General features: G+C 40.4%; 9 protein-coding genes. 3 read left to right on the top strand and 6 right to left on the bottom strand.

Annotation, left to right across the window (positions count from 1 at the left end):
• Positions 1-134 precede the first annotated feature (134 nt).
• The 3 genes from ACLCDV_RS24140 to ACLCDV_RS24130 all read right to left on the bottom strand — a co-directional run bounded on the left by ACLCDV_RS24140 (position 135) and on the right by ACLCDV_RS24130 (position 3,088).
• Positions 135-782: a carbonic anhydrase gene (locus tag ACLCDV_RS24140; protein ID WP_317669279.1), complete on the bottom strand. Its 648-nt coding sequence runs from the start codon at positions 780-782 to the stop codon at positions 135-137.
• A gap of 209 nt (positions 783-991) precedes the next feature.
• Positions 992-2,536, bottom strand: a complete 1,545-nt coding sequence (locus ACLCDV_RS24135) for a SulP family inorganic anion transporter (protein ID WP_317669280.1) — start codon at positions 2,534-2,536, stop codon at positions 992-994.
• Positions 2,537-2,776: 240 nt separating this feature from the next.
• A complete protein-coding gene (locus tag ACLCDV_RS24130; protein WP_317669281.1) occupies positions 2,777-3,088 on the bottom strand; it encodes a hypothetical protein in 312 nt (103 codons plus the stop codon).
• Positions 3,089-3,280: 192 nt separating this feature from the next.
• On the opposite strand from ACLCDV_RS24130, the gene ACLCDV_RS24125 reads away from it, so the two are divergent.
• The 3 genes from ACLCDV_RS24125 (at position 3,281) to ACLCDV_RS24115 (ending at position 6,651) form a co-directional block, all read left to right on the top strand.
• The gene (locus ACLCDV_RS24125) at positions 3,281-4,822 is read left to right on the top strand and encodes a helicase HerA-like domain-containing protein (protein ID WP_411972433.1); all 1,542 of its coding nucleotides are present in this window, start codon (positions 3,281-3,283) and stop codon (positions 4,820-4,822) included.
• Between the two features lie 134 nt (positions 4,823-4,956).
• On the top strand, positions 4,957-5,868 hold the full coding sequence (locus tag ACLCDV_RS24120) for a sugar phosphate nucleotidyltransferase (RefSeq protein ID WP_120335075.1): 912 nt from the start codon (positions 4,957-4,959) through the stop codon (positions 5,866-5,868).
• Positions 5,869-5,967: 99 nt separating this feature from the next.
• Entirely contained in the window at positions 5,968-6,651 is a 684-nt protein-coding gene (locus ACLCDV_RS24115; protein ID WP_411972432.1) for a TIGR02117 family protein, read from the top strand.
• A gap of 111 nt (positions 6,652-6,762) precedes the next feature.
• On the opposite strand, the gene dnaK is transcribed toward ACLCDV_RS24115, so the two are convergent.
• From dnaK to ACLCDV_RS24100, 3 genes are all read right to left on the bottom strand, one after another.
• Positions 6,763-8,667, bottom strand: coding sequence for a molecular chaperone DnaK (gene dnaK, locus ACLCDV_RS24110; RefSeq protein WP_075994436.1), 1,905 nt, complete (start codon positions 8,665-8,667; stop codon positions 6,763-6,765).
• 132 nt (positions 8,668-8,799) lie between these two features.
• A complete protein-coding gene (locus ACLCDV_RS24105; protein ID WP_333577185.1) occupies positions 8,800-9,684 on the bottom strand; it encodes a GLPGLI family protein in 885 nt (294 codons plus the stop codon).
• Positions 9,677-12,364 carry a TonB-dependent receptor gene (locus ACLCDV_RS24100; protein WP_411972431.1) on the bottom strand — a complete coding sequence of 896 codons (2,688 nt, stop codon included), beginning with the start codon at positions 12,362-12,364 and terminating at the stop codon, positions 9,677-9,679. Before ACLCDV_RS24100 ends, ACLCDV_RS24105 begins: the two co-directional genes overlap by 8 nt.
• Positions 12,365-12,504: the final 140 nt, after the last annotated feature.

The raw sequence follows: 12,504 nt of genomic DNA, 5'->3' as shown, positions 1-12,504 counted from the left end.
GTAGATATTCGGCTTAGCGTGAGTGGTTGAATAGGCCAGCTGTATCTGTTGGAATGGAGAGACTTAATAACGCTGGGATATGAAACAAAAAAGGGACGAAATTTCGTCCCTTTTTACCGATTTTTATTACTACTCTATTTATAAGCGAAGACTTCACCTAGCTCATCATTATTGGTAAAGGTACAGTGTTGATCGATCAATTCTCCCGTGCCGATATTGATAATCATTCCATGTACTGCAAGATCATTACGCTCTTTCCATGCGTTTTGGATAATCGACGTCGCACAAAGATTGAAAACCTGTTCTTGTACGTTGAGCTCGATTAAACGATCTACTTTTTTATCATGTTCCTGGATCGCATCGATCTCTTCGCTGTGTAAACGATAGACATCCTTGATATGGCCCAACCAGTTGTCGATAATACCATACTGCTTGCGGCTTAAAGAAGCCGCAACACCACCGCAGCCATAGTGACCAGCTATAATCACATGTTTTACTTTCAGCACATTCACGGCATAGTCTAATACGGAAAGCATACTCATATCCGAGTGAATGACCATGTTGGCAATGTTACGGTGAACGAAAACTTCCCCCGGCTTTGTACCTGTCAATTCATTTGCGGGTACACGGCTATCTGCACAACCGATCCAAAGAATTTCCGGATTTTGACCTTTAGCAAGTTGTTGGAAGCGTCCCGAAGCGTCATTCTTTACGAATTCCATCCACTCTTTATTTCCCTTTATGATATTGTCAAATCCTATTTTTAAATCTTTATTTTCCATATTCTTCTTATTTCACTCTTGCCCAAAGGCATTGTTTCTATTTTATTGTAATAATACAAATGTCTAAATTCATTGTTTACTTCAAACAACTTATTTTTTATTGAAAATCTGTTCTTGATGTTCAATAATCCTTCCTCTTGTTTCAACCAAGGATTGCTGGTAGAACGATGGAAGGTAATGGCTTACGCGATACGTGGAAAACCTTTCCCTTATGGGGAGGGTTTTTTATAGACAACCTGCAAAAGCTCGATGTCTTTTCCCTTACTTCTCGCATTCTGCTCAAAATCTTTTATGACTTCGATGACATCCTTGTCTATAAATTTACTGAATGTTCCATCGATGCGGATCTTACTGATCGATTTTGGTAAGCTGTATAATTTCTGTTGGATCGGAACCTTGTTCAAAAAGGATACTTCCTCCGCTAATGTAATGACAGCCTTATCTTCTTCATTGTCTTTTTCAATATTATATTTGAAAGCATTTTTCATATTTGCTCTCAAAATATAGAATGTCGCCACGACAATACCTATTCCTACACCCATAAGGAGATCAGTAAACACGATCGCTACAATGGTGACAAAAAATGGGATAAATTGATCCAAGCCTTTTTTGTACATCGAGGTGAATAGACTTGGTTTAGCCAATTTATATCCTGTATGGAGAAGGATAGCCGCTAAACAGGCCAAAGGAATCATATTCAGCATTGTTGGGATAGCGAGCATAGCGACCAATAGCCACATACCATGCATGATAGCAGACTGTCTCGTTTTTCCACCTGCATTGACGTTTGCTGATGAGCGTACGATAACGGATGTTAAGGGTAGACCGCCTAGAAGTCCGCTGGTCATGTTACCAATTCCTTGTGCAACGAGTTCACGGTTGGTTGGCGTATTTCTTTTGTAAGGGTCTATTTTATCAACCGCCTCGATACTCAATAAGGTTTCTAGACTTGCAATAATTGCAATCGTAAATGCAGCTATCCACACGTCTTTGTTGACAATCTGTGTGAAGTCCGGTAGGGTAAATAATCCGGTGAATTCAGCAAAAGAACCTACAATAGGGACCAAAACAAATTGTTTATCATGCAATTGGAGCGCTGATCCGTTGAAAAAATAAGCTAAGCTTACACCCAGAATCACGACAACCAATGGGGCCGGAACCTTATTAAGCTTTGGAATAGATGGCCAGAAGATGAGGATTGCCAATGATAGTGCACAGATGATCAATGCACCGAAGTTGATCGCAGAGGCGATCGTATCAAAATAGGCGCCAATACCATGTCCATTGTCCATTTCGAAGGCATGTGTTTCCACTAAGCCCAATGCCAAAGGAATCTGTTTCATGATAATTGTGATGCCGATCGCGGCAAGCATACCTACAATGACCGCTGAAGGGAAATAATTGCCGATCATCCCGGCTTTTAATATACCAAGAATGACCTGCACCACACCAGCGATCACGACGGCAAGTAGAAAGGTTTCATATGCGCCTAGGCTCTGAATAGCACCTAAGACAATTACTGTTAGGCCAGCAGCCGGCCCACTTACACTGAGTGGTGATTTACTGATTGAAGCGACAACGATTCCACCAATTACACCAGTCAATAATCCTGCAAACAATGGCGCACCAGAGGCCATTGCAATTCCCAAACATAATGGAAGTGCCACCAAAAACACCACAACACTAGCAGGGAAGTCATATTTTAAGTCTCTTTTCGATAGTTTCAGAAAAGCCGACGTACGAGTTCCAAACATAAAATTTGTGTTTATCTATAAATAAAGTTTTCATCAGGTAACCTTTAGTGAGCTATAGCTTTGTATCGTTATATCCTATGACCTTCAAGAGCATTGACAAAGTGTCTTGCTGAGAAAGCTCAACGATAAGATTCAACCGAACTAAAGCAGATCGATTACTTCAGAAAAATCAAGGATACCGCACATGCTTTATCTTTTGCATGCGGGTCGATGGAAGTACATCCCCAAGGGATGCCTTTATTAACAGTTAGGAGGCGGTGTTGGAACCGTAGGATGGAAAGCTAAAATGCTTTTCTCATTTTTAAGATAATTCTTCTGTTTTCCTTGGTTCTCAACGATTATAGTTTCAAATACAATAGGTTCTTCTGTTTTTGTATTGAAAAATTTTGAGGCGGTCTCAAGTGTATCGTTACTTGCACCGTTATTGTTTTCGATTTCCAGTTGTAAAACGACCTGTAAGATGGTGCTTTGATCTAAGCTGTTGGAAAAAATAGGCGAAATAGAGATGGCCATCTTTGTGAAAAAGATGATAGCACAAAAGAATGCTGCCACAAATCTAAACCGCTTATTTAACATTTTTTATTACCTTTAATCTTACTGTTTTACATCGTAAAAATAGCAATTCTATGTTAAATTCAAATTAATAGTGCACTAAAAATAAAATTTGGCACGAAATTGTGACGAAGAGATTATTTTTTGAAAAGTTTTCAATTTTTTTTGATTTATAAATATTAAGCCTTTCGTATGGCAAATAAAGAACAATTTATTGAGAAGGTCCAGGCCTCCTATAATCCCAAGGGAGCATTTATCTATCTGGGGGCGGGAATGCTCAATGGTGAAATTTTGGCAGAGGCAAAAGTGAATTTAGCCTTGAAAATGATGAACCGTCACGGACTTATTGCCGGGGCTACCGGAACCGGTAAAACGCGGACGCTACAATTGATCGCCGAACAGTTGTCGGATGCCTCTGTACCTGTATTTATGCTGGATGTCAAGGGCGATTTATCAGGCTTAGCAGAACCAGGTGTCACCAATCAAGCCCTTATTGATCGGGGAAACGCCGTGGGCGTGCCGTTTGAGCCGTCGTCGTTTCCCGTTGAACTGTATTCACTTTCTGGCAATAAGGGGATTCCTATGCGGATTACCATAGAAGATTTCGGACCGGTCTTGCTGGGCCGGATCCTGGAGCTCAATGAAACACAAACAGGGGTATTGGCCGCAATGTTTAAATATGCGCAAGATCATCAAATGCCATTGATCGATTTTTCAGATACCAAAAAACTGCTAAGCTACCTTTCAGAAGGACCTGGTAGCGAAGAAATCAAAAGCGATTATGGTAAGATTAGTTCCGCAAGCTCGGGAACTATCCTGCGTAAGATCGTCGCCTTGGAGCAGCAAGGTTTGGCTCACATCTTTGGCGAAAAAGAGTTTGATATCAACGATTTGTTTCAAAAAGTGGATGGGAAAGGCGTGATTAGCCTGTTGAATATTTCCGATGTGCAAGATCAACCCATACTGTATTCTACATTCTTATTGAGTTTGTTAGCACAATTGTTTAAAAATATGCCCGAAGTAGGCGACCTGGATAAACCGAAGCTGGTCTTTTTCTTTGATGAAGCCCATCTGCTGTTCAACGGAGCTCCTAAAGCCTTTTTGACACAAGTGGATCAGATTATTCGTCTTATCCGTTCGAAGGGGATAGGTGTTTTCTTCTGTACACAGTCTCCAACCGATGTGCCGGAGTCTGTATTGGCGCAATTGGGAAACCGGGTGCAGCATGCATTGCGTGCCTTTACACCCAACGATGCTGAAAACTTAAAGAAGACAGTTAAAACCTATCCAAAATCTGATTTTTATGAAATTGATCAGGTGTTGACCGCTTTGGGGACGGGACAGGCATTGATTACCGTATTGAATGACAAAGGTATTCCGACAGAGGTTGTTGCTACGCATTTGGTGCCGGCACGTGCCATTATGGGGCCTGCAGCTGATGCAACAATCAGCCAGATTATCAATCAGTCTGATTTGAAAGCTAAGTACCAGGAGCGACAGGAAAATCGTTCTGCGGCTGAAATCATAGACGAAAGAATGCAGGCTGCGGAGCAGGAGCAACAACGTGCGGCGCAGGAAAAAGAAGCAGAGAAGGCAAGTCGGCCCTCTTCCCGGAGACAGACGCCTTTGGAGGCTGCACAACGAACTGCGACAACGACTCTCGCACGGGAAGGAGTTAAGTTTTTGGGCAAACTAGCGACGGGATTATTAAACGCATTCTTAAAAAAGAAATAATACTAATTTTTTGATTCTTTTCGTTTCAATACTATACCTTTGAAGGTGGAGCTGAACTTAGCTAAATTTGCTTTTAAGGGCAAATTTAGCTAAGTTTGCGGACGAAAAGAAAATTCTATTAACGCAATTTAAATATGAGTAAACCAACCCTTTTGATTTTGGCAGCAGGTATGGCTAGCCGGTATGGTTCTTTAAAACAAGTAGACGGTTTTGGCCCACACGGCGAGACAATTATTGACTATTCAATTTACGATGCCATTCGCGCAGGATTCGGAAAAGTTGTGTTCATTATCCGGGAAGAATTTCTGGAAAAGATGAAATCGGTATTTGATGAAAAATTGAAAGGTAAAATAGAAGTAGATTACGCTTTTCAAGATTTTGACCTAACGAAATTCGGTGTTAACCACGTTATTGAAAGAACTAAACCTTGGGGTACTGCCCATGCGGTGATGAGCGCTAAGGATAAAGTGCATGAACCTTTTTGTGTGATCAATGCTGACGATTTCTATGGTTCGGATTCTTTTCAAAAAATGGCCCAATTCTTAACAACCGAAGTTTCTGATGAGCAAATGTCATTGATGGGCTTCCAGGTTGGAAATACCATGTCTGATTATGGTTATGTTTCACGCGGAGTATGTGAGGTTACCCCTTCTGGTCACATGGAAAGTGTGACTGAACGTACAAATATATACTACAAAGGTGAAGGTGACGATCGCAAAATCGTTTATGAAGAAAATGGTGTTGAAACAGACCTAGATCCAAAAACCCGCGTTTCGATGAATTTTTGGGGTTTTACACCAAAGATTTTCGAAGTGGCGCAGGCGATGTTCCCTGCATTTGTTGAGGAAAATAAGGAGAATTTAAAAGCAGAATTTTTCATCCCTTCCGTACCGGATTATATGGTGAAACATAAGTTGGCTGATTTTAAAGTGATCCCAACTTCTTCGAAATGGTTTGGCGTAACTTATAAAGAAGATAAACCTATCGTACAAGAATCGATTTCGAAATTAGTAGCTGATGGAATATATCCTGAAAAGTTATTTTAAGAGCTAAAAGAAATAGCTTATCTTTCACCTGTATTGTCAAGCAATACAGGTTTTTTTTTGACCTGTGCGCTAGATTAATTGAGCGGAAATAGATCTTAGATGAAAAAAATTCTTAAGGTGTTTGGTTATATTATTTTAGGATTGTTGTCTTTTTGTGTGCTCTATATTGTTGCTGAATACAGTCTGTCAAGAATTTCGGCTCCAAAGAAGAATATAGACGAAGAGAAGACGATTCAGGTTTTTGTTCAGTCCAATGGTATTCATACCGATATTGTATTGCCTGTCGTTAACGAAGATATGGATTGGTCGCAACTATTTCCTTATGGGAATACGGTTGGGAAACATAGCGGATATCGGTATGTGGGGATCGGTTGGGGTGATAAAGGATTCTATCTGGATACACCAGAATGGAAGGATTTAAAAGCATCGACGGCCTTTGTTGCGGCCTTTGGATTGGGGGAGTCTGCCATTCATGTGACCTATTACAATTCGGTTCAGCAGGATGAGTTATGTTTTGCTTATCAAATCAGTAGATCCCAATACCGGGATCTGATAAAATATATAGAAGATTCGTTGGATCGAAATCAAGCGGAAACTATTTTGGTGAAAACAGATGCACAGTATGGTGACTCAGACGCTTTTTATGAAGCAAAGGGAGCCTATAGCATGTTTTATTCTTGCAATACCTGGACAAATAATGCCTTAAAGAAGGCGGCTATGCCAGCAGGTATATGGGCGACATTGGATAAAGGGATATTAAGTCACTATAAGAAGAAGAAGTAGCTAGAAATCCATAAGCAGGATCGCGCTGAATGTGAAGTGAGATCGTGAAAATGATAGACATAAAAAAAGCTCCAGGATCAATCCCGGAGCTTTTTTTATGAGGAGGAGTGATTACTTCACTTCTTCGTAATCTACGTCAGTTACATCATCACCACCTTGGTTTCCACCTTGAGCTTGACCTGCATCACCTTGAGGTTGTTGTGCACCACCTTGAGAAGCAGCATACATTTCTTCAGAGGCAGCATTCCAAGCATTTTGCAATTCTTCAGAAGCAGCGTCGATATCAGCAAAGTTTTTCGCTTCGTAAGCAGCTTTTAATTTTGTTAAGCCAGCTTCAATTGGCGCTTTTTTATCTGCTGAAATTTTATCGCCATATTCTTTCAATTGTTTTTCAGTTGAGAAGATTAAAGCGTCAGCTGCATTTACTTTGTCAGCTTCTTCTTTCATTTTTTTGTCAGCATCAGCATTTGCTTCAGCTTCTTCTTTCATGCGTTTGATTTCGTCGTCAGACAAACCTGAAGATGCTTCGATACGGATATTTTGTTCTTTTCCAGTAGCTTTATCTTTTGCAGATACTTTGATGATACCATTCGCATCAATATCAAAAGTAACTTCGATTTGAGGAACGCCACGAGGAGCTGGTGGAATGTCATTCAAATGGAAACGGCCGATTGTACGGTTTTGGTTTGCCATAGGACGCTCACCTTGTAAGATGTGAATTTCTACAGATGGCTGATTGTCTGAAGCAGTAGAGAACGTTTCCGATTTTTTAGTTGGAATTGTTGTATTTGCTTCGATCAATTTAGTCATCACGCCACCCATTGTCTCAATACCTAATGAAAGTGGAGTAACATCCAATAATAAAACGTCTTTTACTTCACCTGTCAATACACCACCTTGGATAGCAGCACCTAAAGCGACAACTTCATCCGGGTTTACACCTTTAGAAGGCTCTTTTCCGAAGAATGCTTTTACAGCATCAACGATTGCAGGGATACGCGTAGAACCACCTACTAAGATAATTTCGTCAATATCAGATTTGCTGAAACCAGCATTTTTCAATGCAGACTCACAAGGAGCAATTGTTCTCTTGATCAAGTCAGCTGCCAAAGCCTCAAATTTAGCGCGTGATAATGAACGAACTAAGTGTTTTGGACCAGTTGCATCAGCAGTGATATATGGCAAGTTGATTTCAGTAGAAGTTGCGCTTGATAATTCAATTTTCGCTTTCTCAGCAGCTTCTTTCAAACGTTGCAACGCCATTGGGTCTTTTTTCAAGTCAAAGCCATTGTTTTCACTTTTGAATTCTTCGTTCAACCAGTTGATGATTACGTTATCAAAGTCATCACCACCTAAGTGTGTATCACCGTCAGTAGATTTAACTTCAAATACACCGTCACCTAATTCCAATACCGAAACGTCATGTGTACCACCACCACAGTCAAACACAACAATTTTCATGTCTTTGTGTGCTTTGTCCAAACCGTAAGCTAAAGCTGCAGCTGTAGGTTCGTTGATGATACGTTTTACAGATAAACCAGCGATTTCACCAGCTTCTTTTGTTGCTTGACGTTGTGCGTCGTTGAAATATGCAGGAACTGTAATAACAGCTTCAGTTACTTCTTGACCTAAGAAATCCTCAGCTGTTTTCTTCATTTTTTGAAGAATCATTGCAGAGATCTCTTGTGGTGTATATTTGCGGTCATCAATTTCTACACGAGGTGTATTGTTGTCACCTTTAACGATTTTATAAGGTACGTGTTCAGCTTCTTTCACAGCTTCATCGTATGAAAGTCCCATAAAACGTTTGATGGAATAAATAGTTTTATGCGGGTTAGTAATTGCTTGACGCTTTGCTGGGTCCCCAACTTTGCGCTCGCCACCTTCTACGAAAGCTACGATCGAAGGAGTTGTACGTTTACCTTCGTTGTTCGTAATTACTACAGGCTCGTTACCTTCCATTACGGCAACACATGAGTTTGTAGTACCTAAGTCAATTCCTATAATTTTAGACATATCTTGTGTTTTAATTTTTTACTTAAATAAATTCTATCAGTCTATTATCAACCCTTATGCCAATCCAAAAGTTTTGTAAAAAAAACACTATTTGTCATCAATTTGTCTTTAGGTACTGCCAAACTGACATTTTCAATACACCAGTTGCTCTAATATCCTTTTTTTTGCTGACTCGTTTTGGCGATTGCGTGGCATATATCTGCCAAAGATTTCCGAGAATTCAGCAAGTTTCATTTTTTTTGATTTCTTATCCCGCCAATCAGAAGGAACAAGTTTATTGGTATAGGCGATATTTGTAGCCCAATATTGAATGTGCATTTCTGGGATGACGAGCCCCAATATCATTCCTGGAAGGCCGTGGCTCAAGGCTGGTCCTGCCGATACTGGGATTTCTTCGGAATAGTAAGCAATCAGATAGAGTGAGTCTTTGGTGGCACCGTTGACTCTGCGGCAGTTTACACCAGCAATATTGCGGAACTCCTCCGTGAAACGCCAAGTGATGCTGTCCAATGTTTCCGAAAGAATGTATTTTTCGTCGATGTCAAGCTGGATGTCTGCTGTACCAGCTTTCAGATCCTGGTAGAGGACTTTGCCGTTCTTGTTGGCCCCACCTCTAAATTGTCCTCTTTGGTTTCCTCCGCTTCTGGCCGCGCCCTGAGATCTGCCCCCTCGGCCATTTGCCGAAGTTATTGTAGGTGCTGCCATTTTTACTTCAGCACGTTGTTTTTCGGTACCCTGGCTTTCCTCGGGCATCAACACGGTAGAATTCTCATCAAAGTAAAAGTTTAACTTTTCTGTATGTGAATCCGGTACCTTGTCGAGATATTCCATCATTCCCATACCCCTGTCCATTCCTTTCGAGTTCATGTCGTTGGACATCTGCCGCAGGCGTGCTTTTGTGTAGGTGACTTTGTCAAAACTAATGGTACCCCTACTTCCAAAATAGGCGTATTGCGCCTGAAGCGATAAACCATACAAGCAGCAGATGATTAGTGTTAAATATATTTTTTTAATCATTTCCTTTCCCTAGATATTTGTTGAAATCCCATTTTACACCGACCAAAAAATACTGCGTCAATACCTGTTGAACAGATTCGGAATAGTTGGTGTCATTTGAATTACGGCGTGTGTTGTTAAAGGTATTGAAAAGGTCAAAGGCCTTTACGCTAAGTGTCATGCTCTCATCTTTCAGTACTTTTTTCTCCAATTCGATATTGGTATAAAATTGATTGATTGATTTCTTGTAAAGTTTTGTAGGTCCTGTATAGCTATAGAAAATGTTGGCCATGATATTAAACTTCTTCGGTAGAAAGTATTTGACATAGGCTGAAGTCCCACCTTGAAAACTTGTTGCGTTGTATTGTGTGTTGATCGAGTTTTGCTGGATATTAAAGCCGGCGTTTGCAGAAAGGTCGAAATCGAAGCCTTCTGAATCTTGTTCATTTAAGCTTGAACCTAGGCTAAAGTTGGTATTCTTTGCATTGTTCAGCAAAAACTCGCCGCCGGACTGTCCGCCTTCAAATTTGGTATAGCTATAGCTGTTGTTAAATCTAACATTTGCACTTTTGTTAAAGTTGATACGGCGATTGGCCAAAGGCTGCATATGGTTGATATTCAGACCGCCATTCCAATTGGATTTACCGGATAGATTTTCGTAAGTACTGATCTGGGCAGAGTTGTCCAGTATGGTTGTTTTGTTGACAATCGGATTATTGACGAAAGATAAGTTTCCGTTGATATTGATATTGGTTCCTTTCAATAAACTGAAAGCATTATAATTGGCCGAAATATTATTGTTCACCGCACGTTTCAGGTCAGGATTACCAATTTGTTGAAACAAAGGGTTGGTCTGAGGTTGCAGTGGTTGTAGCTGATCAAAGGATGGGATGATATTCGAACTTTGATAAGCCAAACGTATATTTTTGCTATTTGAAAGGCGATAATTCGCATCCACATTTAAATTGTTGTCCCAAAAATTCCGGGCAAGATCAATTGACCTGTAACTATCATTTAACTTTTGATTCTTGTAGAACGTACGGTTTGAAAAATTGATTTCCAGCTTTTCTTTACGGTAAGAAAAGTTAATATTAACACCTTGATTGGTATTATTGTCAATCTGATTTTGAGAATACAGCGAATCAAACTTTTGCGTGATATTGTTTATTGAATTTTGTGTATTGGTGTTCTTCGAATGATTAAAGCTATACCCCAGCGCCAAATTAATGTAATCGCTGATTCGGTTGTTGAAGTTAATTGACGAGTTGAAGTCATTTCCTTTATTTCGTCCGTGCCGATCCTGGTCAATAATTGTGCTATCTCCTGTTTTGTAGAAATAGGTTCGCGAATAGACTTTGCTGTCTGAATTTGACTCTTTGTGGTTATTTCCGATCATTAGGTTGACAGAACGACCCGCTTTCAATCGTTTTCTATAATTTAGACGGAAATTACTGCTGGAGCTTGAAGAATTGGATTGATTGTTCTCCCTAAAGTCGCTTATTGGATTGCCTGATTCATCGCCCGTTTTGCTGTCTGTATAGGTTAGATTAGCGTTGGTTGCCCAATTGGCATTGGATTGAAGTTCCATAGTTTGCGTGGAATCCAGTCGCATGTTAAGGTTTGACCTTAAACCATTGCTTCGACTATGCCTTTCATTATCGTTTTTGCTGTTTTTTTCCTGAATGGACTCGTCTGGCAGCACATTTTTATTGTAAGTCTCGGAGTGGTTCCTGTTGCTGTTGTTGTCGTAACCATAGTTGGCATTGACTTTTAGGGCTTTTTTGAAGAACTGATTTTCATAGTTGGCACCAAGGTTGGTGTTCAGTGGTTCGCCCGTAATTTGGTTGTTCATGCGTAGAGAGCCCTCACGGCCGCTTGAACTGCCCATGTTGTTGTGACTCGCGGTGATGCCAATCCGCTCAGTCTTATTAAATTTGGCCGCAAAGAGATTTCCCGCATACAGTTCTTTTGATCCAGCCAATGCTTCCATGTTTCCAAAGACACCCTTTCTTGCTTTCTCTTTGAGTACAACGTTAACTGTCTGGATTCTTACGCCATCATCGATGCCTGACAGTTCTGCCTCCTCCGATTTTTTCTCATAGAGCTGCACCTTGTCAACGGCATCTGCCCGTACGTTTCGAATGGCTATCTTGGGGTCATAACCAAAAAATTCTTCCCCATCAATAAAAACCTTCTGTACTGATTTCCCTTGGGCAGTGATACTTCCATCTCCCGTAACCGTAAAACCGGGTAGACGGCGTAGTAAATCCTCTAACTTCGCATTCTTTTCTGTTGCAAAACTCGCCGCATCATATTCGATGGTGTCGCCTTTCAGTGTAATTGGAAGACGTCGGGTGACAATCACCTCCTGCAAAACATTTCTTTGGGAATTTATTTTGATATCATGCAGATCGAGATCTTTGTCTGCAATTTGGATCGTATCACTGTAGAGTTCAAACTTGGGGTACGTGGCCAAAATAATGTAGCTCCCGGGTTTGATATTTTTGACCTGGAATTTTCCCTCTTCATTGGCTCGGTTAAAATAACGGAGGACTGAATCGCGGTTCAGTAAAATAATGGAAGCATTGGTCAGGGGCTTGTCATCTGCCTTATCCAGAATCCTCCCCTTGATGTTTATTTGGGCGTAAGCACTGTTGATGACGATAAATAGTAAAAGTATTAATTGAACTAATCTTTTCATGTACGGGTTGTATCTTTCAAATATAATTTACTTAATCGTTAATAAATGTAAAACATCTCTTCTGAATGTAAAATCTTTGGTATATAAGGTAGAGGAAATCACATTTTTTTCGTGCTATATATCTGCTTTTTGAGCACCCT

Origin of the sequence: Sphingobacterium sp. Lzh-3 (assembly GCF_046764375.1) — a bacterium.
Lineage (GTDB): Bacteria > Bacteroidota > Bacteroidia > Sphingobacteriales > Sphingobacteriaceae > Sphingobacterium.
The sequence above is the reverse complement of the archived record's forward strand: the minus strand, read 5'-3'. Positions and strand labels throughout refer to the sequence as shown.

Excerpts from the sequence above, each read along its gene's own strand:
- ACLCDV_RS24140 (WP_317669279.1), bottom strand. The coding sequence starts at position 782 with ATGGAAAATAAAGATTTAAAAATAGGATTTGACAATATCATAAAGGGA.
- ACLCDV_RS24120 (WP_120335075.1), top strand. The coding sequence starts at position 4,957 with ATGAGTAAACCAACCCTTTTGATTTTGGCAGCAGGTATGGCTAGCCGG.
- ACLCDV_RS24105 (WP_333577185.1), bottom strand. The coding sequence starts at position 9,684 with ATGATTAAAAAAATATATTTAACACTAATCATCTGCTGCTTGTATGGT.
- ACLCDV_RS24115 (WP_411972432.1), top strand. The coding sequence starts at position 5,968 with ATGAAAAAAATTCTTAAGGTGTTTGGTTATATTATTTTAGGATTGTTG.
- ACLCDV_RS24125 (WP_411972433.1), top strand. The coding sequence starts at position 3,281 with ATGGCAAATAAAGAACAATTTATTGAGAAGGTCCAGGCCTCCTATAAT.
- dnaK (WP_075994436.1), bottom strand. The coding sequence starts at position 8,667 with ATGTCTAAAATTATAGGAATTGACTTAGGTACTACAAACTCATGTGTT.
- ACLCDV_RS24100 (WP_411972431.1), bottom strand. The coding sequence starts at position 12,364 with ATGAAAAGATTAGTTCAATTAATACTTTTACTATTTATCGTCATCAAC.
- ACLCDV_RS24135 (WP_317669280.1), bottom strand. The coding sequence starts at position 2,536 with ATGTTTGGAACTCGTACGTCGGCTTTTCTGAAACTATCGAAAAGAGAC.